Below are 24,323 nucleotides of genomic sequence, written 5' to 3' on the forward strand. Positions count from 1 at the left end.
CGCTCTTGATCTTGATCTGCTTTTGATCTTAGGCGCCCCGTTAAACCACGCTGGCCGAACGCAGGCTTGAATTCGTGGGTAACCCGGCAGGACGCCGGGTTAGCCGCCCCGCGCCATGGATGGCGCGTGGCGGCGGCACACGGATTCAAGACTGTGTTCGGGCACACCGAGCCTAGGCGAGGTGCCGAGTGGTGGGGCAAGAGCGTTTTGCTTACTTTGCCGCTTTTGCAAAGTGAGCCGCCGTCAGGGCGGAACCCTAAGTAGCCGTTACCGCAGGAATGGATATGTACCCGGTATAACTGCGTCGCCTGTTAGGCCGCCTTCGCGAGCAAGCCCACAGTTTGATTGCGGAGTGTCAGGTAGATAGGCGTCGGCTGGCAGGCCGTCATCGCAGGCAAGCCAGCTCCCACATTTTTGATTCCGGGGTGTCAGGTTGATAGGTGCCGGCTGGCAGGCCGTCATCGCAGGCAAGCCAGCTCCCACATTTTTGATCGCGGGGTGTCAGGCCACCATCGAGAGCGCCCCCCCCTCCCACATCGGTACTCGGTGCAGCCAGGCTCATTGAGCCGGTCGCAACAACTGCATCTGCTGGCGATAATCATCCGTCACCTGCCGCGCCTGACTGCTGCTGGTAATCACCCTCGGCGTAATCAGCACAATCAGCTCCGTGCGGTCCTTGGACCTGCCGGTATTGCCAAACAACCAGCGCAACCCCGGAATCTTCCCCAGGTAAGGCACGGCGCTGACACTCTCAGCGTTGTCCTGCTTGATCAACCCGCCCAGCAACACCGTCTGGCCACTCTGCACCGCTACCTGGGTGGACACCGAGCGTGTGGAGATGCGCGGGTTCACCGGCGTCTCACTGTTACCTGTCGGGTTCTGGGCATCACTGACCTGTTGCTGGATATCCATGTACACCAGCCCACCCGGATTGATGCGCGGTACCACATCCAGAATCACCCCCGTCTGCACATATTCGACACTGCTCAAGGTGGTGTCGGCGTCTCCGGTATTAACGGTGGTCTGGCTGATGGGAATGTTGTCCCCCACCTGGATCTGCGCCGGCTGGTTGTTCATCACCACCAGCGATGGCGCCGACAGCACCTGGGTGCGGCCGTTGGTTTCCAGGGCGTGCAAGGCCACTTGCAGGTTGGAGCTGACGAAGGAATAGAACAACGAGTCCGCCGCCCCCAGCCCTGCCCCGCCACCGCCCAAGGCGCCTTGGCTGCCGGAGGCGTTGGCCACCGTGGTGCTGGTGGAATTGCCGGCCAGGCGGCCCAGGTACCACTGAACGCCCAGGTCCAGTTCGCCGGTGAGCTTGACCTCCAGGATGCGGGTCTCGATCTGCACTTGCAGCGGTGGGTTGTCGAGGCGTTTGATCGCCGCTTCGATCTCTTTCCACTGCGCCGGGCGGGTGCGTACCAGCAGTTGGTTGCTGCTCTTTTGCGCGGTGATGCGCGTGCCCGCTTCGAGGTCGCTGGTGGGCGGCGCCTGGGTGCTTTCGGCAGGCTCGGATTCAGGTTCTTCGGCTGCGGGCACCGGGGCGTTGGCCTGCAAACCGGCGCTGGTGGACGAGGACAAGGTGGTGGTACGCAACCCCGGCGCTACCTTCGCCGGGGCGTCATCCTTGATCGCGCCATTGCCGTAGATTTGCCGCAGGTACTTTGCGAGGTCGGCGGCCTTCATATTGCGCACGTCGTACACATACATCTGCGGCTCGTTGCCGCCGCCCTCGTCGATGGTGCGGATCCAGTCGCCCACTTCGCTGAGGTACTGGGGCTGCGAAGAAATCGCCACCACCGAGTTGGTGCGCTCCACCGGCAAGAACCGCAGCATGCCGGCCAGGGGTGTGCCACTGTCCGTGCCGAACATGGCTTGCAGCTCGGGCATCAGCTCGGCTACCGAGGCGCGTTGCAGGCCAAACACCGCCACCGACATACCCTTGAGCCAGTCCACATCGAAGGTGTCGATCGTGTCCTGGTAGTTGGCCAGTTCTTCAGGCGTGCCGGCCAGGCTCAGCACATTGCGCGCCGGGTCCACCAACAAAAAAGCGTTTTCACGGGCGAAGGGCTTGAGCAGTTTCTGCATCTCGGTGGCCGAGATATAGCGCAGTGAAAACAGACGTGCCGAGAGGCCGCTGGCCGGTTGCGCCACGCGCATCTGCGGCACCAGCTTGCCCGCCACTGCTTGGTTGGCCGGCAGGATCACATAGCGGTTGCCCTGTTTGATCATGGCGTTGTCGGTCCAGGACAGCAGGGTTTCGAGAATCGACAGCGCTTGCTGTTTGTCCACGGGTTTGGAGGTGGAGAAGCTGACAGTGCCCTTCACGCCCTCGGCGATGCTGTAGTTCTCGTGCAGCAAGTCGCCCATCACGCTGTTGATCACGGCCTCGATGGGCTGGCCGGCGAAGTTGAACACGATGTCGCCGCCCTGCTCCGGCACGTTTACAGGCGCCTTGGGCTGGCGCACAAATGCTTGATTGCCGCGAATCAACTGGCGCTGTGGCGGGGCCTGGGTGGCAGGTGGAGGGCTTTGAGCCACAGGCGTCTGAAGCGGCAGGCGTTGTGCGCCCGTGCCCTGCAGGGCCTCGTGCAGCAGGTCGTCGTCCGGGTCGAGGGTGTCGGGCAAAGAGCCACAGCCGCCCAGGGAGACGGCGGTAGCCAGGCAAAACAGCGAAGTGCGCATATCGATCAAGGGAGAGACTCGCGGGGATGTGAGATCAGGGGTAGCCGCTTACCGTAGAGGCTCAGGGTTTGGGTGCGCCCGCCCAGGGCAAAACGGGCGTATTGCGGGGTCAGGTGTTCCAGGCGCCAACCGTTGGGCAACGCTTGGCCCAAGCGCACCGTGAGCGTTGGGCCACCGGCTTGCTTGAGCATGGCCATTTGCAGGTTGCCGGTGATCATGATGCCGCTGAGGGTCAGGTTGGCCAGGCTCGCCACCTGGGTTTTACCCACCTCCCGGTCCGGGCGGCGATCCGGGCTGAACAGTGGCGCTTGCCAGGTGCTGGCAAGGTCTTGCAACGCCGGCGTGGGAGCGGCCTGCACCTGGAACGAGGGCGGCGCATGCACCGGTGCATCGGGTAACCACCGGGGGGCATCGCCGATGCTGCTGAGGATCATCGCCATCAACAGCCCCAAAAGCGCGGCCACGCCGAGCCAGCCCCATTCCAGAGGACGCAATGGGCCGATCATGGTGCCACCCGCGCCGGTTGCAGGTAGCCGCGCACCAGCAGTTGCACCGCCAGCTTGCCTGCCCCGCCATTGGCCGGCGCCTGTTTGTCGCGACGAATATGCAGCTCATCGACGAACAGAAAAGGCGGCTGATATTCCAGCCCATGCAGGATCGCGGTCAGCGGTTCGATGGCGCAATTGAGCGTGAGGCTGACCTTGACCTGACGATAGGGCTCGCTGTCGTCCTGTTCAGGCGTGATCGGCTTGCGCTGGGTCAGGTTGCAGCCGCCGCCGAGGTTGGCGTGGCTGTTGATCAGGTCGGCCAGACGCTGCATCAGGTCGGCGGCGACCACGTCCGGGTCGTCGCCCGGCAACAGGCTGGCGCTGCTGGCCGGGTCTTGCTGTGCCTGCGCCAGCTGTTCGCGCAAGGCATCGCCCTGGCGTATGACGCTGGCATAGCGCTGCTGCTGTTCACGCAACTGTTCGGCCTGCTCACCCATGGCCCGCAGCGGCCCGGCGAACCAGCTGTCGATCAACAGCCAATAGGCCGCGCCGAGCACCAACGCCAGGGTCAACAAGGCGGCGCCGCGGCGTTCACGGGGTGTGCGGGGTCGGCGCATCGGCGGCCTCCTGGCGTAAGTGGGCACGCAAGGCAAACTGGTCTTTGCCGGTGCGTGCGTCGGGTTGGATCACCCCTTCGAATTGTGCGTTGTCCAAGCGCTGGCAGCCTTTGATGCGGCTGATCAGGCCACTGGCCTTGGCGCTCTGGCCGGAAAAACTCACTTCGCCGTCCTTGACGTCCAATTGGTCGAGCCAGGTATCGGCGGGCAGGCAACTGGTCAAGTCATTTAGCAGCGCAGCCAGGGGTGGTTGCGCCCGTTTGCGCTGGGACAGGTACTGTGCCGCACCACGGGTATTGAGCAGTTGCTGGCGCAGGGCGTGCACCTGGGCGACCTCAGCTTTTTGCTGTTGGACAGTGGCGCGCATGGTGTCGAGTACCCGCTGGCGGTCGTTGAGCCACAACAGCATCGCCGCGATCAGCAAAGCGCCGCACAACCACGGCAGGCTGCGCTGCAATTGCTTGCCGGCAGGACGCGAACGCGGGCGCAACGGCGCCGGCAGCAGATCAATGCCTAAGCCCGCCACATCCACGCGGTGCGGGTACAGGCCGAGGGCGGCGCAGTCGGTGAGAATCTGGTCCAGGCGCTCGCGCAGGATCGCCACCACCCTCACCTCCAGGTGGCTGGGTGTGCGCCGCTCCTGACGGGCGACGAAGTAGAGCTGCTCGGCGTCAAACGGGGTGTAGCGGTCCAGTTCATAGCCAACCACTTCCATGAGGTTGCGTGCAGCGGCCAGAGGCAGTTGCACGCTTTGCTGCAACACGGCGTCGGGGGCAAGCATCAGCACCTGGCGCGCATTGCCTGGCACCACCGGCGCCGTCAGCGGCCAGTGGTGAACCTGCTCAGGCGGCTCCTGGAACGCCAGCCACTTCGGCACACAGCCGCGTAACTCCGTGAGCCACAAGCGCCAGCCTTGTTGCAGCAGGCTGGCGCGCCAATAGCGGGCAATCGGTTCGAGTTGAATCATTCTTGCCACCGCACCACCCGGTAGGGCTGTGCGCTGTCCTCCGCAGGGCTTAATAAAAGGGTCAGTCGCAAGCGTGCCTGATAGCCGCCGGGGCGCTCGGCGCGGCTGTCGATTTCCACGACCTGGCCGGGGTCGACGCCCTCGGCGTTCTGACTTGGCAGGTTCAACGCCTTGCGCATCAGGGGGCTGGCGAATGCCGGAGCGGGCCGGTCGAGGTCGCTCCACAAGGTGATGTGCGGCAGTAGTTGGCTGTAGAGCGCCTGGGTCATGCCGGGGAGTTGACGCACTTGCTCCAGCACCCGAAACGGCGCCAGGCCCTGCTGGCGCCGCGTCTCAAGGGCCTTGGCCAACTGCCGGGCCTGAACCGGTGTAGCGCCGCAGGCCAGGGCCAGACGTGTGAGGTCTTGGGGGGCGGCGTTGACCAGGTACAGCTTGCCGCGCTCACTGCGCACACTGACCTGCAAGCGGGCGTCGTCGAAGGTCAGCGCAATAGAACGCCCGTCCGCCACCCACTGCCCTTGCGCCATGACCTGTGCGATACCGGCCTGGGCGGCTAACAGCGTCTGGGTGTGCTGGCGCAGCCACAGCGCCTGGCGACTTTGCAGTTGCACCCACCCGGCCAGGCCACCCAGCAATACGCTAAGCAAGGCCAGCACCCACAGCACCAGCAACAGCGCAGCACCGCGTTGGCGCCTCATTCTTCACCGCTCGCGCTGGACAGGTTCAGGCGCAGCGCAACCACCTGGGTGACCCACGGCACCGGCCCGTCGACGGTGGCGTCGATGCGCACCGCTGTGGGCAAGCGCCGGGGCCAGGGCCACGGGCTCAACCAGTCCGTGGGCTGGCCCAGTGGCGAGACACCGCGATAACTGAACTGCAACGCCTCGACGTTATGCAAAAGTACCTGCGGCTCATCGCGCTGCGCGTTGGCCTGCGATGCCCTCTGAGAAAAAGCCACCTGCAGATCCTGCCCGACCCGTTGCAGGGTAAAGCGCTGGATACCCCCGCCCAATACACCGGGCAAGGTCGCCACAAACTGCAGCCGTTCCGGCATGCCGATCAAGAAACCCTCGGCCTGGCTGCCGTCGTCAGTGAGCTTCAGCGGCAGCGCCTCGCTGATCGAGGTGCGCAAAAACTGTTGGGCGGCGCGCATTTCATCCAGGCTGGCGGTGTAGGCCTGGGCCTTGGCCACCGCCCGATTGGCCCCCAGCAACGCTGCGCTCACCAGCAGCAACAATACCGACAGCAAGCTGAGCACCACGAGCACTTCCAGCAACGTGAAGCCCTGCTCACGGCGCTTCACAGGCGCGCCTTCAAAGTGCTGAAGCGCGCCTGATGCACGCCTTCACGCACGTTCAGGTCGAGACGAAACAGGTGCGGCTGTTGGCGGGTGCTGGTCAATTGCCAATGAATGCCGTCGAGTTGGCCTTGGCGGGTTCCTTCAATCAGCGGGCCGGCAGCTTCCTGGTCCAGCAGCGTAAGCGCGGCATGGGTGAGGCGGTCGCTGTGGGCCACCTGGGACAAGGAACGCGCGCTCTGGCCGAAGGCAACTAGCAACACACTGCTGCACACCGCCATCAACGTCAGGGCGGCGAGCATTTCCAGCAAGGTGAAACCGGCCTGATGCTTCATGGCAGCGCCTTGGATTGCACACTGCCGGTGAGCCAGCCAATGTCGATGCGCCAACGACGGCTACCGTTGGCCAGCAGCAGGTTACCGCCGGTGGAACTGCCGTCGGGATAGAACACCACGGCGGCCCCGGCCTGTTCGGCACTGTGCAAGGTCACTTGCACCTGCGCTGGCCACTGCTGAGACGCACGCCCTGGCGCGTGGAACGTGCGGCCCTGAAGGTCGAATTGAGTGTGCGCCGCCTCGCCGCTGACGATCGCGCTCGCACGCGTGGCGCGCAGGGCCTCGACCATCTGCGCGACCACCCGCCGCTCCTTGGCCACCTGCAACCCTTGTCGTACACCCAGCCCCAACAACCCGGCAGCGATGCCGATCAATAGAATGACCACCAGCATCTCCAGCAGGGTAAAGCCTCGCTGGGCCACGGGCGGGTTATTCCCAGTTGCCCAGGTCGGCACTGTAGCCCTCGCCGCCGGGTTGGCCGTCCTGGCCGTAGAAGATCAGGTCGAAGGCGCCGTGCTCACCGGGGAAGCGATAGCCAAACCCGTGGCCGAACGGGTCTTTCAGCTCCGAAGGCTTGGCGTAGGGGCCGGCCCAGTTGGAAGCACTGGCCGGCTTGTCGAGTAACTGTTGCAGGTTGTTGGGCGGCGCCCCCACGTCCAGGGCGTAGCTGTCGATCTTCATGCTCAAACTGGCCAGTTGCGCCTTGCCCGCGCCGTACTTGCCCTTGTCCACATTGCCACCGACCTGGCGCACCACAATGGTCGCGACTATGCCCAGCAGCACGATCACCGCCAGCATTTCCAACAGGGTAAAGCCGCCTTGGCGGTGTCGGTTTTTCATCGGTTCTGCTCCTTGAAAGTTCATATATGACTGGTGAGGCTCATCAGCGGCAGCATGATCGCGAGCATGATCACCGCCACCAGCACCGCCATGACCACGGTCAGGGTCGGCACCATTGCCGCGAGCAAGCGTTCGATGGCGCGCTTGGCCTCGACGTCGAAGATGTCGGCGACCTTGAGCAGCATGCTGTCCAGTTCGCCGGCCTGTTCACCGACTTCAATCATGTGCAGCGCCAGCTCCGGTAACAGCGGCTGGCGGCCGAACGCATCGGCCAGGGTGCCGCCGCCCTTGACCCGTTGCGCGGCCAGCGCCACTTGCGCCTGGAGCGCACGGTTGCTGCAGACTTGCCGGGCGATCACCAGCGCCGGCAGCAGCGCCACGCCATTGCAGAGCAACGTGCCGAGGGTGCGGGCCAGGCGGGCGGCTTGCACCCGTTGCAACAGCGGGCCGATCACGCGGATGCCCAGCAGGTGACGGTCGTAACGCTCACGGCGCAGGGGGTCGCGCAGGCGCGCTGCCAGGACCCATCCACTGATCGACAACCCGGCCAGCACCACCAGGCCATAGGCGCCGAGGAACTCGCCGAGCGCCAGGATCACCTGGGTGATCAGTGGAATCGGTACACCCAGGTCCTGGAAAATCGGCACGAATTGCGGCACCACATAGGCCAGCAACAGCGCCAGGGAACCCAGTACGCCCACCACCAGGAAGGCCGGGTAGATCAGCGCATTGATCACCTCGCCGCGCAGCAACTGGCTGCGCTCCAGGTAGTCGCTGAGCTGGCGCAGGGTGCCTTCCAGCGCCCCGCCGGCTTCACCGGCGCGCACCATGCTCAGGTACAGCGGGGAAAACGTACCGCCCTCCTCCTCCAGCGCCGCCGACAGCGGTTTGCCGGCCTTGACCTGATCGCGAATGCGCTCGATCAAGGCCCGCACCTGGGGATGGCGGGCTTGCTTGAGCAACAGGTTTAAAGCGCGTTCGAGGGGCTGGCCGGCACCCAGTAGCGTGGCCAATTGCTGGGTAAAACTCACCAGCGCTGCGCCCTTCAACTGCCCGCGTGCCTGGCGCAACAAGGGGCCGCTGGCCGTTTCGATGTGCAGCAGCAACCAGCCTCGCTGATGCAAGACGGCGACGGCAGCGGCCTGGTCAATAGCTTGCAGCGTGCCGCTTTGGGCCACGCCCTGGCTGTCCAACGCACGGAACTTGAACAGGCTCACGCGTCGTCACCACGGGTGACGCGCAGCACTTCTTCCAGGGACGTGACACCGGCCAGGGCCTGGCGCAAACCGTCTTCATACAAGGTGCGCAAACCGGCGCGGCGGGCGGCGTGTTCGAGGCTGGCGGCGTCGGCGCGGCCCATCAGCAGGCCACGCAACTCATCGTTCATTACCAACAACTCAGTGAGGGCGCTGCGGCCGTGATAATCGCCGCGGTAAAGCAGGATGGGACGCTGCTCGGTCAGGCGATCCAGGCCGTGCTCCTGGATCAATTGCGCTGGGGCCTGGAAGGCCACGCGCGTGGCAGAGTCCAGGCGGCGCACCAGGCGCTGGGCGAGGATACCGCTGACCGTGGAGGCAATCAGGTAGCTTTCCACGCCCATGTCCAGCAAGCGCGTGATGCTCGCCGCGGCGCTGTTGGTGTGCAGGGTTGAGAGCACCAAGTGACCCGTGAGGGAGGACTGCACGGCGATACGGCAGGTTTCCAGGTCGCGGATTTCACCGATCATGATCACGTCCGGGTCCTGGCGCACGATGGCGCGCAGCGCTCCGGCAAAGTCCAGGCCGATGGCCGGCTTGACCTGGATCTGGTTGATGCCTTCAAGCTGGTATTCCACCGGGTCTTCCACGGTGATGATCTTGCGTTCAGCCGTGTTGAGCTGCGACAACGCGGTATAGAGCGTGGTGGTTTTGCCCGAGCCCGTAGGCCCGGTGACCAACAGGATGCCGTGGGGCCGCGCCAACAGGTCCAAAAAGGCCGCCAGGCGTGGGCCATCAAAGCCCAGGCTGGGGAAGTCGAACTGCACGGTTTGCCGGTCCAACAGGCGCATCACCACCGACTCGCCAAAGCTGGTGGGCACCGTGGACACCCGCAGGTCCAACGCCTTGCCCTGAATGCGCAGCATGATGCGCCCGTCCTGAGGCAGGCGCCGTTCGGCAATGTCCAGGCGCGCCATGATCTTCACCCGCGAGATCACCGCCGCCGACGAACTGGCCGGCGGCGCTTCGGCGTCGTGTAACACACCGTCGATGCGGTAGCGCACCTTGAGTTGGTTTTCGAAGGGTTCGATATGGATATCCGAAGCGCGCTGTTCCACCGCGCGCTGCAGGATCAGATTGACCAGGCGAATCACTGGCGCTTCGGAGGCCATGTCCTTGAGGTGTTCGATGTCTTCCAGCACGCCGCCCTGCTCATCGAGGTTTTCGATCAGGCTGCCCATGGCGGAACGGCCCTGGCCGTAATAGCGCTCGATCAGCGTGTCGACTTCATTACGCGAACCGATGGCCAGCCACACCGGCACCTGACAGGCATAGGCCAGGGCCTGGAACGGATACCACTGCGCCGGGTTGGCGGCCATCACGCGCAACCCGCTCTGATGCCAGCCCATGGGTACGACTTGGTAGTGACGCATGAAGCGTTCAGTCAAGACGGGTAAGGGGTCGAGCAACGGCGGCGCAGCCTCGGCCAACAGCAAGGGGGCGCCCAGCAAATCGGCCCAGGCGCGAGCCAGTTCGACTTCGGACACCAAACCCAGGCGCGTGAGCAAACCGAGCAGGTCGCCAGGCTCAGTGGATAAACGCTGGGCGCGCTCCAGATCGACGTTTTTGAGCCCGGCGTGCTGCATCAGCCACACGCACACCTGGTCGGTGTGCGGGATCTGCATCTTGCAAGCATCGATGGGCGCTGACGGCATCATTGAGGAATATCTAACGTTGCGAAAAGTATGGCTATTTAGAACTACCGAACAATGCCATTAGTTCGCCATAGCCCAGGCAGGCGTTAGCCGGGTGTATCGACTGGAAGTTATAGCCCTAGTTCCGGATGAGGGGGTAATTAAATACAAAACATTGCCAAATGCACTGATTTAGAGCATTGGCAGCCAATAGCCACTAGTTGCAATTAGCCATATTGAATGGTTGTTCAGGTGCTCTCTCGTTCAATTAACTGACAGTGCAAAAGATTCAAGCGCTTAACTTCCTCATCGGTGGCTAATACGCCCAGACTTTGCAGGACGCGTGTGGCAGCGAGTACACCGATCTCCAACGCGGGGGGCCGGAGGGTGCTGAGGCTGGGCAGCAACATGTGTGCAAACGGGTAGTCGCCAAAACCCAATACGGCGCAGTCCTGGGGGATGCTCAGCCCGGCGCGTTGACCGGCCAGCAAACCGCCCGCGGCGAGGTTGTCATTGGCGAAGAAAATCGCGTCGGGCGTGATGGCCTGCCCCATCAGCGCTTCCATGGCCTGCTTGCCGGCTTCGAAGGGCGCACGGTCGGCGTCCGGCACAAAGACCCACGGGTGCACACCCAACTCGGAGAGGGTCGCGGTAAATCCATCGCGCCGCTCCAATGCGCTGAGGTCGCCCACTGCACTGTTTTGTACGAAGGCGATGCGTCGATAGCCTTTGCCATGCAAGTAGCGCGCGGCGGTGACGCCCACTTCATAATGAGAAAACCCCACTTGCAACGGCGCGCGTTCCGGCACGTAGTCCCAGGTTTCGACGATCGGTATATCTGCCTCGGCGATCATCTTCTCGGTGCCAGGGCTGTGAAAGCGGCTGGTCAGCACCAGCGCTGCCGGCGACCAACCGAGAAAAGCGCGCACCGCGCTTTCCTCCTGCTCGACGCTGAAATAGCTGGAGGCCAGCAACAGTTGGTAGCCGTGACGATTGAGGGTGTCGCTGAAGCCCTGCAGCGTATTGGCAAAAATCGGCCCCGAGATATTCGGAGTCACCATCGCAACGATTTTGCCGCGCGCGGAGGCCAACCCGCCGGCCACCAGGTTCGGCACATACCCCAACTGCGCGACTACCTGGGCGATACGTTCACGGCGCTCGGGTGACACCTGTTCAGGTTGGTTGAAGTAACGCGACACCGTAATGGCCGACACCCCGGCCTGGCGCGCCACGGTATTGAGGGTGACGCGGCCGGCGCCCCGGCGCTTGCGCGGTTTTTGTTCGTTCACGGCAAAAACCTCAAAAAGGAATATAAAACTAATTTTTTAGTATTTGACGCTCTAAACCGACGCCTTCAATAATACCGATGTTAGCGCTAACAAAGCGCACTGTCTGCTACTCGCTCGAGCGAATGCCCAAGACATTTTCAGGCGCTGAAGGTCGCAGAACCGCAGCGGACCAGGGTATTTTTTCGAGCGGGCACAGCATGCATAACTTTCCACGGCACACCCATTTGTTGCTTCTGGCTGGCCTCAGCGCCTTGCCCGTCTGCGGCGCTGTAGCGGCTGACGAACAGGAACCCACGCTCCAATCCGTGACAGTCACCGCTACCCGCCGCGAAGAATCGCTGCAAAAAGTGCCGGTGGCCGTCTCGGTGCTCGATGGCGAGCAACTGGAGCGTGACAATCGCAACGGGGTGGCGAGCATCGCGCAGCAAGTACCGTCGCTGAACTTTCGCACCGGCGCTTCGAACAAGGACACCTCATTGTTCGTGCGCGGCGTGGGCACCATTTCAACCTCGCCGGGCGTTGAGCCAACGGTGGCTACGGTGATCGATGGCGTGGTCTATGCACGCCCCGGCCAGGCCACACTCGACCTGTTGGATTTGGAGCGCATCGAAGTGCTGCGTGGCCCGCAAGGCACGCTGTTCGGCAAGAACGCGTCGGCCGGTGTGCTGAATATCACCAGTAAGGCGCCGACTGCCCAGACCCACGGTTTTATCGACCAGTCGTTCTACAGCGGCCATGAAAGCCGCACGCGCTTTGGCATCGGTGGCAGCCTGGTGCCGGAGGTGCTCAAGGGCTCGATCAGTACTTTGTTCGGCAGCTACGACGGTAACGTCGACAACCGCCACAACGGCCAGGAGGTCAACGGTTACAACCACAAGGGCATTCGCGGCAAGCTGGAATTCACGCCCAACGATGACGTGACACTGACCCTGATCGCCGACTACATGCAATCCCACGACGACGCGCCCAATGGCGTGGTCAGCAAGTCCCTCAGCCCGGCGTTCAGCAATGCCTTGAGACAGGTGCGCGCCTCGAGTGACAACCGCGATATCAACACCGATACCCGCAGCCATGTGGAAGACACCAACAAGGGCTTGTCGGCGCAGTTGGACTGGAACCTGGGCGACTACACCCTCACCTCGATCACCGCCTGGCGTGGCTGGGACAACACTCAATATCAGGATGGCGACCGTCTCGGCACGGTCACTGCCGCGTTCCCCGGCACCGCCGACAAAGGCGAGCTGGCGTTCGACCAGTATTCCCAGGAGCTGCGCCTGGCCTCGCCCAAAGGTGAGTTCATGGAGTACGTCGGCGGCCTGTTCTACATGCATGGCAAGGATGAAGAAACCTACCAGCGCACCCTCACCACCACGACGCGTATCGACCGTGGCATTGCCGACTACAACACCACCAGCGACAGCTACGCGGCGTTCGGCGAGACCACGCTCAACTTCACCTCGCGCTTTCGCGGCATCGCCGGTTTGCGTTACACCCATGACGACTTGAAGTACGACCATCGCCGCGTGTCCACCTCTGCCACTGCCGTCAGCGGCATTCAACCGGCGACGTCGAGTTCTGGTTCGGTAGACGAGGACGGTTGGTCCGGGCGGCTGGGCGTGCAGTACGACATCAGCGACACCGTGACCAGCTACCTCACCTACTCGCGCGGCTACAAAGGCCCGGCCTATAACGTGTTCTTCAACATGCAGCCGCGCGACACCGACGCGCTCAAGCCGGAGACTTCCAATACCTGGGAAGCCGGAATCAAGGCCACTGCCTGGAACAACCGCCTGACCACCAACCTGGCGGTGTTCCACAGTGACTACGACAACTACCAGGCCAACTTTTTCGACACCGTCGCCGGCCAAGTCGTGACACGCCTGATCAACGCTGGCAGCGTCAGCACCGAAGGCGTCGAGCTCGATTACGCGTTGCAAGCCACCCAGCAACTCAAGCTCTCCGGCGCCCTGGCCTATACCCGGGCGCGCATCGATCAGTTCGCGTGCCCGCCAGGCGCAGCGGCAACCTGCAACGTCAATGGCAAGCCACTGCCGTTCAGCCCGGACTGGAAAAGCTACGTGCGCGCCGACTACAGCATCCCCCTGGAGAACGGCCTGGATATCGAACTGGGCACTGACTACAGCTGGCAGAGCGAAGTGCAGTACGACATCAGCCAGAACCTCGACACCAAACAAGGCGCCTACGGCCTCTGGAACGCCAGCGTGGCCCTGGCCGACTATACCAATGGCTGGCGCGTGGCGCTGTTGGCGAAGAACCTCGCTGACAAATCCTACTCACCGCTGCTGGCCAGCGGCGGCAACTACATCTACCGCGCCGTGCCTCGTGACGATGAGCGTTACTTCGGCGTGCAACTGCGCAAGGATTTCTAGCATGGGCCGTCAACTCAAACTCGGCGCCTTCCTGATGGCTACCGGGCACCACGTGGCCGCCTGGCGCCACCCCGACGTACCGGCGAACGCTGGCCTGGATTTCGCCCACTACAAGCATTTGGCACGGGTGGCGGAAGCGGCGAAATTCGACGCACTGTTCGTGGCCGACAGCATCGCCGCCGCCACCGGTGAGGTCGCCAGCCAAATGGCGCGTTCGGATCATTTCGAGCCGCTCACCCTGCTCTCGGCCCTCAGTGCCGTGACCGAACATATCGGCCTGATCGCCACCGCTACCACCAGCTATAACGAGCCGTACCACGTGGCGCGTAAATTCGCCTCGCTGGATCACCTCTCCGGCGGTCGCGCAGGCTGGAACCTGGTGACCTCGGATAACGCGGCCGAGGCGCTGAATTTCGGTCGCGACGAGCACCTGGGGCATGCCGAACGCTACAGCCGCGCACGGGAATTTCATCAGGTAGTGACGGGGCTGTGGGACAGCTGGGACCACGACGCCTTCGTGCGCGACAAGGCCAGCGGGCGCTATTACGAGCCAAGTAAACGCCATGTGCTGGACCATGTGGGCGAACACTTCCAGGTCAAAGGCCCCCTGAACGTGGCGCGCTCGCCGCAGGGCCAGCCGGTGATCGTGCAGGCCGGCTCCTCGGAAACCGGCCGTGAACTGGCCGCGCAGACCGCCGAAGTGGTGTTTACCGCGCAGACCTCATTGGCCGACGCGCAGGCCTTCTATAGCGACCTCAAAGGTCGCCTGGGCCAATACGGGCGCGAGGCCGACGCGCTGAAAATCATGCCGGGCGTGTTTGTGGTGGTGGGGCAAACCGAAGCCTTGGCCCAGGCCAAATTCGAAGCGTTCCAGGCGTTGGTCGAACCCGAGGTGGGTGTGGCGTTGCTGGGGCGCATGCTGGGTAATTTCGACCTGTCCGGCTACCCGCTGGACGGGCCGCTGCCCGAGCTGCCCTTGACCGACAGCGGACAGCGCAGCCGCCAGCAACTGCTGAGTGAACTGGCCCAGCGCGAACAGCTGACACTGGCGCAACTGGGCCGACGCATTGCCGGTGGACGCGGCCATTACAGCGTGATCGGCACGCCGGTGCAGATCGCCGATGGACTGCAGCGCTGGTTCGAAAAGGATGCAGCGGATGGCTTCAATATTCTGGTACCGCACCTGCCGGGCGGGCTGGAAGATTTTGCCCGCCTGGTCGTTCCCGAGTTACAGCGGCGTGGCTTGTTTCGGCGCGAATACACCGGCACCACACTGCGCGAAAACCTAGGCCTGACGCGCCCGGCCAACCGTTACAAGGCGGCTCGATCATGAAGAACACGGCCCGCGCGCCGAGCAAAGGTGGCCTGAGCGATTACTGTTTTGTCGCCAACACGAACCGGTGCACGAGCCCACCAAACACGCCACCGAGCAAAGGCACCACCCAGAACACCCACAACTGAGCCATCGCCCAATCGCCTTGAAACAGTGCCACGCCCGTACTACGCGCCGGGTTAACCGATGTATTGCTCACCGGAATGCTGATCAGGTGAATCAAGACCAGGGCGAACCCGATGGCCAGCGGCGCAAAACCGGCCGGCGCCTTTTTATCGGTAACACCCAGGATAATCAGCAGGAAAAACGCCGTGAGTACAAACTCGGTGACCACCACTGACAGAAACGAGAAGCCACCTGGAGAGTGCTCACCATAACCATTGGTGGCAAACCCCGCCGACACATCAAACCCGGCCTTGCCGCTGGCGATCAGGTACAGCACCCCGGCAGCTGCAATCGCGCCCAGGACCTGAGTGAGGATGTAGGGCGCCACGTCCTTGCCGTCAATCCGCCCGGCGGCGAGCAAACCCAGGGTGACCGCGGGATTGAAATGCCCGCCGGAAATATGGCCGACGGCGTAGGCCATGGTTAATACGGTTAAGCCAAATGCCAAGGCCACGCCGACAAAGCCGATGCCCAGCTCAGGGAAGGCGGCAGCCAGAACGGCACTGCCGCAACCGCCCAGTACCAGCCAGAATGTGCCGAAGAACTCGGCGGCTAGACGTTTTGTCATCAGGTAACTCCTTGAAGTTAGGTCAAAGAGTGGGAGCCTAACAACGGGGTACCGGCGTTGGATGTGGGAAATTTCCTTGGTGTGTGGTGATTATGAAAAATGGCGACGGATGCTGGGAAGGGCATTTATTCCCTGAAAAAGCACAACCGTCACCGATTGGGCTAATTCATTGAATAATATGGTCGGGACGGAGTGACTCGAACACCCGCCCCCTGGCGCCCCATGCAAGCGGACACCTCTGTTGGTCTCGGTCGTCGACTGGGCGATTTCAACGGAAAAGGCCGCGCTGAGAGTAGAGTTGATGCCGATCTGCACGCCCATCCGTATGAACCCGGAGCCGAAAGCTGCCCCGTCCGGTAAAGGCTATGGATTACCTCCCAGTCGGGTTGCCTTGAGGCGAAACAAATAGCCCGGCGCTGGGCCGGGCTATCGTCATTGCTACCTGCTAAGCCAGCAGGTCTGCGTCCCGCTCCCGCCACAGAGCTTCCAGCTTCGTCAGCCCCATCCCGGTAATCAGCGTCGAGCATGTTGGGATCATGGTTCACCCCGCGCTCAGCCAACCAATGCCGGGCGCCATTGGTCGACTTTTTCAACCACGCCGCAGCCAAGGGCCTGTGCCCGGACAACCCAGCGGCCAGCACCATCAAACGAGTCGGGAAGAAGCAGCGCAAGCGGCACACCGTTGAGGGCCTGAAGGCTATCAGGGAAAAAGTCGCCTGCCTGGCTACAGAACGCCAATCGGCCTGGCGCTTATCACCGCTCAGCGGCGGACCGACATCCTAGACATGCGTTTCGAGGGGCAGAAGATCTGCGGGTCATGCGAGCGAGGGCATGACCAAAAAATACCAGCGAGACCATGAGGAAATCATCTGGTCCGAGGCAGTTCCGGACCTGAATATCTGCGAAATCACTGGGTAGTTTTGTGCAGGTTTTGCGCAGGCACAAAAAAGCCGATTCATCTTATCGGCTTAAGTGACTGATTTTACTCAGGAATAAATGGTCGGGACGGAGTGATTCGAACACTCGACCCCTAGCACCCCATGCTAGTGCGCTACCGGACTGCGCTACGCCCCGACTAGGCGTGTTACTGGGTTCATTTCTTAACGAAGCGAACCGGAATATACCGCAAGCTTTTGAAATGTGGAAGTATTTTTAAAGCTTGAATCATTTTTTCAGCACCACCAATACATCTTCCAATTCGGAGATCATCTGGCGGATCAGTTGCTTGTATTGGGTGGTGTCGTCTTTGGCTTCATCACCGGACATACGCTGGCGTGCGCCGCTGATGGTGAACCCCTGGTCGTACAGCAGCGCGCGGATCTGTCGGATCATCAGCACGTCCTGGCGCTGATAATACCGACGGTTCCCGGTGCGTTTGACGGGGTTGAGTTGAGGAAACTCCTGCTCCCAATAGCGCAGCACGTGCGGTTTTACCGCACACAGCTCGCTGACTTCACCAATGGTGAAGTAGCGTTTGCCTGGGATGACGGGTAGCTCGTCGTTATGACTTGGTTCCAGCATAAGCCTCAACTCGGGCCTTCAACTTCTGCCCTGGACGAAAGGTGACCACACGGCGAGCCGTGATCGGGATTTCTTCTCCCGTTTTTGGATTGCGGCCAGGCCGCTGGCGTTTGTCTCGCAGGTCAAAATTGCCGAAACCGGACAATTTGACCTGTTCGTTGTCTTCCAGAGCGTGTCTGATCTCTTCAAAAAACAGCTCGACCAATTCCTTGGCCTCGCGCTTGTTCAGACCCAACTCTTCGTACAGACGTTCCGCCATCTCAGCTTTCGTCAAAGCCCCCATACGTCACTTCCTTAACGTGGCGTTCAACCTTTGTTCGAGCGAGGTGAGGATATTTTGCGTCGTGGTATTCACCTCATCGTCATTAAGAGTGCGCGATGGATGCTGCCAGGTCAAGCCAACTGCGAGGCTTTTTCTATGCGGATCAATGCCTTTACCCTGATAGACGTCAAATAGCCTGAGGTCTGTCAGCCATTCCCCTGCATTTTCACGGATTACATCCAGAACTGCAGTGGCAGCGACTTCACGGTCGGCAATCAGGGCCAGGTCGCGGCGCACTTCAGGGAAGCGCGACAACTCGCTGAATTTAGGCATCTTGCCCGACGCAACTTCAGCCAAGACTAGCTCAAACACGAAGACTGGACGGTCCAGACCCAGGGTTTTCGACAGTTCCGGGTGAATGGCGCCCACAAAACCTACCAGGCGACCTTCGCGCTCGATACGCGCAGTCTGGCCTGGGTGCAAGGCTGGGTGGCTGCCCGGTACAAACGTAAAGGCGTCCAGCGCACCGGCAAAGCCCAGCACCGCTTCCACGTCAGCCTTGACGTCGAAGAAGTCCACGACCTCACGGCCTTGCGCCCAGCCTTCCGGCAGGCGGCTGCCGCAGACAACACCCGCCAGCATTGGCTCTTGCTTCAAGCCATCGAGCTGGCCGACGAAACGCAAGCCGCTTTCGAACAGGCGCACGCGGTCTTGCTGGCGGTTCAGGTTGTGGGAAAGTGCCTTCACCAGGCCCGGCCACAACGAGGAACGCATGGCGGCCATGTCGTTGGAGATCGGGTTGGCCAGCAGCAACGGCTCTACGCCAGGGTTGAACAGTTCGAACTGTTTTGGATCAATGAAGCTATAGGTCACTGCTTCCTGGTAACCACGGGCAACCAGCAAACGACGCAGTTCAGGCAGGTGCGCACGCGCTTCGGCCTTGGGTTGCGGTGCCAGGCGTGCTTGCGGATAGCGAACCGGCAGGCGGTTGTAGCCGTACAGGCGCGCCAGCTCTTCGATCAGGTCGACTTCCAGGCTGATGTCGAAGCGATGGCTAGGTACTGCAACCTGCCACTGCCCTTCCCCACCCGCAGAAATACCCAGGCCGAGCGCAGACAGCAGTTGCTCGATTTCAGCCGGCTCGATGACCAGGCCGAGCATTTGCTCAACGCTTTTGGCACGCAAGGTGATCGGCGCAATCGACGGCAGGTACTGTTCGCTGACGGTTTCGGTGATCGGGCCGGCTTCGCCACCGGTGATTTCCAGCAGCAGGCCGGTGGCGCGCTCCATGGCTTCACGGGCGAGTTTCCAGTCCACACCACGCTCGTAGCGGTGCGACGCATCGGTGTGCAGGCCGTAGGAACGGGCCTTGCCAGCGATCGCGATCTGGTCGAAGAACGCACTTTCAAGGAATACATCACGGGTGGTCGCGGATACACCGCTGTGCTCGCCACCCATCACGCCGGCAATCGCCAGGGCGCGTGCGTGGTCGGCGATCACGAGGGTATCGGCACGCAGGCTGACTTCCTGACCATCGAGCAGCACCAGCTTCTCACCCTCTTCGGCCATACGCACGCGGATGCCGCCGTTGATTTCGGCAAGATCGAACGCGTGCAACGGCTGGCCCAGTTCAAGCATCACGTAGTTGGTGATGTCGACGGCGGCGTCGATGCTGCGCACGTCGGCACGACGCAGGCGCTCGACCATCCACAGCGGGGTTGGCTTGGACAGGTCGACGTTACGGATCACACGCCCCAGGTAACGCGGGCAAGCGTTGGGCGCCAATACTTCAATCGAGCGTACTTCGTCGTGTACCCCCGGTACGGCAGCGACCACTGGACGGGTGACAGGCGCGTTGTACAGCGCACCCACTTCACGGGCCAGGCCAGCCAGGGACAGGCAGTCGCCGCGGTTGGGGGTCAGGTCGACCTCGATGCTGGCGTCTTCCAGCTCCAGGTAAACACGGATGTCCTGACCCACTGGCGCGTCGGCCGGCAGCTCCATCAAGCCATCATTGCCCTCACCCACTTGCAGCTCAGCCTGGGAGCACAGCATGCCGTTGGATTCAACGCCACGCAGCTTGGCCTTCTTGATCTTGAAGTCGCCCGGCAACTGGGCGCCGATCATGGCGAACGGGATCTTCAGGCCCGGGCGCACGTTAGGCGCTCCGCACACGACCTGAAAGGTTTCCGAGCCGTTGCTGACCTGGCACACACGCAATTTGTCGGCATCCGGGTGCTGCTCGGTGCTCAACACCTCGCCCACCACCACGCCGCTGAAAACTCCGGCGGCCGGGGTAACGCTATCGACCTCAAGGCCGGCCATCGACAGACGCGCAACCAGCGCGTCGCGATCTACCTGCGGGCTTACCCAGCCACGCAGCCATTGTTCACTGAATTTCATCCTGCTCTCCTAAAGATTCGTTACGACTAGCGAAATTGCGCGAGGAACCGCAAGTCGTTGTCGAAGAACAGACGCAAGTCGTTCACGCCGTAACGCAGCATGGCCAGACGCTCAACGCCCATGCCGAAGGCAAAGCCCGAGAACTCTTCCGGGTCGATCCCGGACATGCGCAGCACGTTGGGGTGAACCATGCCGCAGCCCATCACTTCCAGCCAGCCGGTCTGCTTGCACACACGGCAGCCTTTACCGCTGCACATCACGCATTCCATGTCGACTTCAGCGGACGGCTCGGTGAACGGGAAGAATGAAGGACGGAAACGCACGGCCAACTCTTTCTCGAAGAACACCCGCAGGAACTCTTCGATGGTGCCTTTGAGGTCGGCGAAATTGATATCGCGATCAACCAGCAGGCCTTCGACCTGGTGGAACATCGGCGAGTGGGTGATATCCGAGTCGCTACGGTACACACGGCCTGGGCAGACAATGCGGATCGGCGGCTTGTTCGCTTCCATGGTGCGGACCTGTACCGGCGAGGTATGGGTGCGCAGCAGCATGTTGGCGTTGAAATAAAAGGTGTCGTGCATCGACCGGGCCGGGTGATGGCCTGGGATGTTGAGCGCCTCGAAGTTGTGGTAGTCGTCTTCGACCTCAGGGCCTTCGGCAATGCCGTAGCCGATGTGGGTGAAGAACTGTTCGATACGTTCCAGAGTCCGGGTGATCGGATGCAGACCGCCCGAGGCCTGGCCACGACCAGGCAAGGTCACGTCAATGGACTCGGCGGCGAGCTTGGCCGCAAGATCGGCCTCCTCGAGCGACGCCTTGCGCGCATTGAGAACCTCTGTGACACGCTCCTTGGCGACGTTGATCAGCGCACCGACTTGCGGACGCTCTTCAGCAGGCATATTTCCCAGGGTCTTCATCACCTGAGTCAATTCACCTTTCTTGCCAAGGTAGTGAACCCGGATTTGCTCCAGGGCATTTACATCTTCAGCGCTTTGCACAGCCTCAAGGGCTTGGGCGACGAGCGCGTCCAGGTTTTCCATGTACAGACTCCAGATACAAAATAGGGGAAGAGCTTGAAGGCTCTTCCCCTATTTATGACGTTTACCACCTTGGGCCACAGGAGTAGCCCAGGGTGACTGTCGGGGGTACTTAAGCCAAGGAGGCTTTAGCTTTCTCGACAATCGCAGCAAACACCGCTTTTTCGTTCACGGCCAGTTCAGCCAGAACCTTACGGTCGATTTCGATGGACGCTTTTTTCAGGCCAGCGATGAAACGGCTGTAGGACAGACCGTTAACACGTGCACCAGCGTTGATACGAGCGATCCACAGAGCGCGGAACTGACGTTTTTTCTGACGACGGTCGCGGTAGGCGTATTGGCCTGCCTTGATTACCGCTTGCTTGGCAACACGGAATACGCGTGAACGCGCGCCGTAGTAGCCTTTAGCAAGTTTCAGAATTTTTTTGTGACGCTTACGGGCCATGACGCCACGCTTTACACGAGCCATGAGTTACTTCCTCTATTCTTGAACCAAAATTAACGAAGGCGCAGCATGCGCTCGACTTTTGCCACGTCAGACGGATGCAGCAAGCTGCTACCGCGCAGTTGACGCTTACGCTTGGTCGACATTTTGGTCAGGATGTGGCTCTTGAAAGCGTGCTTGTGCTTGATGCCGTTAGCAGTTTTCAGAAACCGCTTAGCAGCACCACTTTTAGTTTTCATCTTTGGCATGTTCGGTACTCCGCATTCAGTTGATAAACATAATCAGAAGGCCTGCCGTGCCCTGTTGATTACTTCTTCTTTTTCGGGGCGATGACCATAATAAGCTGGCGTCCTTCCATCTTAGGATGCTGTTCGACCGAACCGTACTCCAGCAGGTCAGCTTCAACCCGCTTGAGGAGTTCCATCCCCAGCTCCTGGTGGGCCATCTCACGGCCGCGGAATCGCAAGGATACCTTGGCCCTGTCCCCATCACTCAGGAAACGTACCAGGTTGCGCAGTTTTACCTGGTAATCCCCTTCCTCCGTCCCTGGACGAAACTTGATTTCTTTTACTTGAATCTGCTTCTGGTTCTTCTTCGCTGCGGCAACCTGCTTCTTCTTTTCGAAGATCGATTTGCCGTAGTCCATCACCCGACAAACAGGTGGGATTGCATCGGCGGAGATTTCCACCAGGTCCAGCTTGGACTCTTCTGCAATACGAAGCGCTTCATCAATCGAGACGATGCCAATCTGCTCGCCATCAGCGCCAATTAACCGAACCTCGCGTGCCGAGATATTCTCGTTGATCGGGGCTTTCGGTGCAGCTCGTTTATCTTGTCTCATTTCACGCTTAATAATAATTACTCCGAATCTGGGCGACCACGCCGGGAAACCGCTTGCGCGAGGAACTCAGCGAACTGGGCGACGGGCATCGAGCCCAGGTCAGCACCTTCACGAGTACGCACAGCGACAGTCTGCATCTCGACTTCCCGATCTCCGATAACCAAGAGATAGGGAACCTTGAGCAAGGTATGCTCGCGGATTTTAAAGCCGATCTTTTCATTTCTCAAGTCGGACTTGGCACGAAACCCGCTTTCGTTGAGAGTTTTTTCAACTTCAGCGGCAAAATCTGCCTGTTTATCAGTGATATTCATGATCACTGCCTGGGTCGGAGCCAGCCACGCAGGGAACGCGCCCTCGTAGTGCTCGATCAGGATACCGACGAACCGTTCGAACGAGCCGAGGATCGCCCGGTGCAGCATAACCGGGTGTTTACGGCTGTTGTCTTCGGAGACGTATTCGGCTCCCAGACGGATCGGCAGGTTAAAATCGAGCTGCAGGGTACCACACTGCCAGACACGGCCAAGGCAATCTTTGAGCGAGAACTCGATCTTCGGACCGTAGAAGGCGCCCTCACCCGGCTGCAGATCGTACGCAAGGCCCGCACTGTCCAGCGCTGCGGCCAGTGCCGCTTCGGCGCGATCCCACAGCTCGTCGGAACCGACGCGCTTTTCCGGACGAGTGGACAGCTTCATCTCGACGTCGGTAAAGCCGAAATCGCGATAAACGTCCATGGTCAGCTTGATAAACGCTGCGGACTCGGCCTGCATCTGCTCTTCGGTGCAGAAGATGTGGGCGTCATCCTGGGTGAAGCCGCGCACACGCATGATGCCGTGCAACGCACCCGATGGCTCGTTACGGTGGCAGGCACCAAACTCGGCCAGGCGCATCGGCAACTCGCGGTAGCTCTTCAGGCCCTGGTTGAAGACCTGCACGTGGCACGGGCAGTTCATCGGCTTGATGGCGTAGTCGCGGTTTTCCGACTGGGTGGTGAACATGTTGTCGGCGTAGTTGGCCCAGTGCCCGGATTTCTCCCACAGGCTGCGATCAACCACTTGCGGGGTCTTGATCTCCAGGTAGCCGTTTTCGCGCTGCACCTTGCGCATGTACTGCTCAAGCACTTGGTACAGGGTCCAGCCATTCGGATGCCAGAACACCATGCCCGGCGCTTCTTCCTGAAGGTGGAACAGGTTCAGGCGCTTGCCGATCTTGCGGTGGTCGCGTTTTTCGGCTTCTTCGATGCGCTGGATGTAGGCGGCCAGCTGCTTCTTGTCAGCCCAGGCCGTGCCGTAGATCCGTTGCAGTTGTTCGTTCTTCGCATCACCGCGCCAGTAGGCACCGGACAGCTTGGTCAGCTTGAACGACTTGAGAAAGCGCGTGTTCGGCACGTGCGGGCCACGGCACATGTCGACATATTCTTCGTGGTAGTACAGGCCCATGGCCTGCTCGTCCGGCATGTCTTCCACCAGACGCAGTTTGTAGTCCTCGCCACGCGCGGTAAACACGTCGATCACTTCGGCACGCGGGGTGACTTTCTTGATGACGTCGTAATCTTTTTCGATCAGCGCGTGCATGCGCTGCTCGATGGCCGCCAAGTCGTCCGGAGTAAAAGGACGCTCATAGGCGATGTCGTAATAGAAGCCTTCTTCAATGACCGGGCCGATCACCATCTTGGCGGTTGGGTACAGTTGCTTGACCGCATGGCCAATCAAGTGCGCGCAAGAGTGGCGAATGATCTCCAGCCCCTCTTGATCCTTGGGCGTGATGATTTGCAGGCTGGCGTCGCTGGTGATCAGGTCGCTGGCGTCAACCAGCTTGCCGTCGACCTTGCCGGCCACGGTGGCCTTGGCCAGGCCTGCACCAATGGATGCGGCGACCTCGGCTACGGAAACCGGATGATCGAATGAACGTTGACTGCCGTCGGGAAGAGTAATAGTTGGCATGGCGCCT

At 61.3% G+C, this 24,323-nt stretch carries 23 protein-coding genes, 1 tRNA gene and 1 pseudogene; 3 read left to right on the forward strand and 22 right to left on the reverse strand.

Annotation, left to right across the window (positions count from 1 at the left end):
- Positions 1 to 558: 558 nt before the first annotated feature.
- The 12 genes from gspD to E1K68_RS18125 all read right to left on the reverse strand — a co-directional run bounded on the left by gspD (position 559) and on the right by E1K68_RS18125 (position 11,408).
- Positions 559 to 2,685, reverse strand: coding sequence for a type II secretion system secretin GspD (gspD, locus tag E1K68_RS18070; RefSeq protein ID WP_212614500.1), 2,127 nt, complete (start codon positions 2,683 to 2,685; stop codon positions 559 to 561).
- Positions 2,686 to 2,690: 5 nt separating this feature from the next.
- Positions 2,691 to 3,191, reverse strand: a complete 501-nt coding sequence (locus E1K68_RS18075; RefSeq protein ID WP_034134234.1) for a general secretion pathway protein GspN — start codon at positions 3,189 to 3,191, stop codon at positions 2,691 to 2,693.
- Entirely contained in the window at positions 3,188 to 3,790 is a 603-nt protein-coding gene (gspM, locus tag E1K68_RS18080) for a type II secretion system protein GspM (protein WP_212614501.1), read from the reverse strand. The genes E1K68_RS18075 and gspM overlap by 4 nt, the downstream gene beginning before the upstream one ends.
- Positions 3,765 to 4,757, reverse strand: coding sequence for a PilN domain-containing protein (locus E1K68_RS18085; protein WP_034134233.1), 993 nt, complete (start codon positions 4,755 to 4,757; stop codon positions 3,765 to 3,767). Before E1K68_RS18085 ends, gspM begins: the two co-directional genes overlap by 26 nt.
- The gene (locus tag E1K68_RS18090) at positions 4,754 to 5,455 is read right to left on the reverse strand and encodes a general secretion pathway protein GspK (protein ID WP_212614502.1); all 702 of its coding nucleotides are present in this window, start codon (positions 5,453 to 5,455) and stop codon (positions 4,754 to 4,756) included. Before E1K68_RS18090 ends, E1K68_RS18085 begins: the two co-directional genes overlap by 4 nt.
- Positions 5,452 to 6,060, reverse strand: a complete 609-nt coding sequence (locus E1K68_RS18095) for a prepilin-type N-terminal cleavage/methylation domain-containing protein (RefSeq protein WP_212614503.1) — start codon at positions 6,058 to 6,060, stop codon at positions 5,452 to 5,454. The genes E1K68_RS18090 and E1K68_RS18095 overlap by 4 nt, the downstream gene beginning before the upstream one ends.
- Positions 6,057 to 6,389, reverse strand: a complete 333-nt coding sequence (locus tag E1K68_RS18100; RefSeq protein ID WP_192001718.1) for a prepilin-type N-terminal cleavage/methylation domain-containing protein — start codon at positions 6,387 to 6,389, stop codon at positions 6,057 to 6,059. The genes E1K68_RS18095 and E1K68_RS18100 overlap by 4 nt, the downstream gene beginning before the upstream one ends.
- Entirely contained in the window at positions 6,386 to 6,811 is a 426-nt protein-coding gene (locus E1K68_RS18105) for a GspH/FimT family pseudopilin (RefSeq protein WP_212614504.1), read from the reverse strand. The genes E1K68_RS18100 and E1K68_RS18105 overlap by 4 nt, the downstream gene beginning before the upstream one ends.
- 7 nt (positions 6,812 to 6,818) lie before the next feature.
- Entirely contained in the window at positions 6,819 to 7,229 is a 411-nt protein-coding gene (gene gspG / locus E1K68_RS18110; RefSeq protein ID WP_212614505.1) for a type II secretion system major pseudopilin GspG, read from the reverse strand.
- A gap of 20 nt (positions 7,230 to 7,249) precedes the next feature.
- Complete coding sequence (gene gspF / locus E1K68_RS18115; protein ID WP_212614506.1) at positions 7,250 to 8,446, reverse strand: type II secretion system inner membrane protein GspF; 1,197 nt, start codon at positions 8,444 to 8,446, stop codon at positions 7,250 to 7,252.
- On the reverse strand, positions 8,443 to 10,140 hold the full coding sequence (locus E1K68_RS18120; protein ID WP_212614910.1) for an ATPase, T2SS/T4P/T4SS family: 1,698 nt from the start codon (positions 10,138 to 10,140) through the stop codon (positions 8,443 to 8,445). Before E1K68_RS18120 ends, gspF begins: the two co-directional genes overlap by 4 nt.
- Positions 10,141 to 10,367: 227 nt before the next feature.
- Positions 10,368 to 11,408 carry a LacI family DNA-binding transcriptional regulator gene (locus E1K68_RS18125; RefSeq protein ID WP_212614507.1) on the reverse strand — a complete coding sequence of 347 codons (1,041 nt, stop codon included), beginning with the start codon at positions 11,406 to 11,408 and terminating at the stop codon, positions 10,368 to 10,370.
- 197 nt (positions 11,409 to 11,605) lie between these two features.
- Here E1K68_RS18125 and E1K68_RS18130 point away from each other — a divergent pair, with 197 nt between their 5' ends.
- Together E1K68_RS18130 and E1K68_RS18135 are read left to right on the forward strand one after the other, a co-directional pair.
- Complete coding sequence (locus tag E1K68_RS18130; RefSeq protein ID WP_212614508.1) at positions 11,606 to 13,798, forward strand: TonB-dependent receptor; 2,193 nt, start codon at positions 11,606 to 11,608, stop codon at positions 13,796 to 13,798.
- A 1-nt stretch (position 13,799) separates the two neighbouring features.
- Positions 13,800 to 15,131, forward strand: coding sequence for an LLM class flavin-dependent oxidoreductase (locus E1K68_RS18135; protein ID WP_212614509.1), 1,332 nt, complete (start codon positions 13,800 to 13,802; stop codon positions 15,129 to 15,131).
- A 40-nt stretch (positions 15,132 to 15,171) separates the two neighbouring features.
- On the opposite strand, the gene aqpZ is transcribed toward E1K68_RS18135, so the two are convergent.
- Positions 15,172 to 15,864: an aquaporin Z gene (aqpZ, locus tag E1K68_RS18140; protein ID WP_212614510.1), complete on the reverse strand. Its 693-nt coding sequence runs from the start codon at positions 15,862 to 15,864 to the stop codon at positions 15,172 to 15,174.
- Positions 15,865 to 16,407: 543 nt separating this feature from the next.
- On the opposite strand from aqpZ, the pseudogene E1K68_RS27895 reads away from it, so the two are divergent.
- Positions 16,408 to 16,782, forward strand: a pseudogene (locus E1K68_RS27895) (integrase); the annotation flags it as partial.
- A gap of 79 nt (positions 16,783 to 16,861) precedes the next feature.
- On the opposite strand, the gene E1K68_RS18145 reads toward E1K68_RS27895, so the two are convergent.
- The 9 genes from E1K68_RS18145 to thrS all read right to left on the reverse strand — a co-directional run bounded on the left by E1K68_RS18145 (position 16,862) and on the right by thrS (position 24,316).
- Positions 16,862 to 16,938: transfer RNA gene (locus E1K68_RS18145), tRNA-Pro, on the reverse strand.
- Positions 16,939 to 17,028: 90 nt separating this feature from the next.
- Complete coding sequence (locus E1K68_RS18150) at positions 17,029 to 17,385, reverse strand: MerR family transcriptional regulator (protein ID WP_003174972.1); 357 nt, start codon at positions 17,383 to 17,385, stop codon at positions 17,029 to 17,031.
- Positions 17,366 to 17,668, reverse strand: coding sequence for an integration host factor subunit alpha (gene ihfA, locus E1K68_RS18155; protein WP_002553164.1), 303 nt, complete (start codon positions 17,666 to 17,668; stop codon positions 17,366 to 17,368). Before ihfA ends, E1K68_RS18150 begins: the two co-directional genes overlap by 20 nt.
- Before the next feature lie 3 nt (positions 17,669 to 17,671).
- Complete coding sequence (pheT, locus tag E1K68_RS18160) at positions 17,672 to 20,050, reverse strand: phenylalanine--tRNA ligase subunit beta (protein WP_212614511.1); 2,379 nt, start codon at positions 20,048 to 20,050, stop codon at positions 17,672 to 17,674.
- A 26-nt stretch (positions 20,051 to 20,076) separates the two neighbouring features.
- Positions 20,077 to 21,093: a phenylalanine--tRNA ligase subunit alpha gene (pheS, locus tag E1K68_RS18165; RefSeq protein WP_034135967.1), complete on the reverse strand. Its 1,017-nt coding sequence runs from the start codon at positions 21,091 to 21,093 to the stop codon at positions 20,077 to 20,079.
- Positions 21,094 to 21,202: 109 nt separating this feature from the next.
- A complete protein-coding gene (gene rplT, locus E1K68_RS18170; RefSeq protein WP_003192488.1) occupies positions 21,203 to 21,559 on the reverse strand; it encodes a 50S ribosomal protein L20 in 357 nt (118 codons plus the stop codon).
- A gap of 29 nt (positions 21,560 to 21,588) precedes the next feature.
- Entirely contained in the window at positions 21,589 to 21,783 is a 195-nt protein-coding gene (gene rpmI, locus E1K68_RS18175) for a 50S ribosomal protein L35 (protein WP_002553160.1), read from the reverse strand.
- A gap of 59 nt (positions 21,784 to 21,842) precedes the next feature.
- Positions 21,843 to 22,394 (reverse strand): translation initiation factor IF-3, encoded by a 552-nt coding sequence (gene infC / locus E1K68_RS18180; RefSeq protein ID WP_015884933.1) that lies wholly within the window; start codon positions 22,392 to 22,394, stop codon positions 21,843 to 21,845.
- Positions 22,394 to 24,316, reverse strand: a complete 1,923-nt coding sequence (gene thrS / locus E1K68_RS18185) for a threonine--tRNA ligase (RefSeq protein WP_054898317.1) — start codon at positions 24,314 to 24,316, stop codon at positions 22,394 to 22,396. The genes infC and thrS overlap by 1 nt, the downstream gene beginning before the upstream one ends.
- Between the last annotated feature and the right edge of the window lie 7 nt (positions 24,317 to 24,323).

The organism is Pseudomonas sp. B2021, assembly GCF_018135665.1.
GTDB lineage: Bacteria > Pseudomonadota > Gammaproteobacteria > Pseudomonadales > Pseudomonadaceae > Aquipseudomonas > Aquipseudomonas lactis.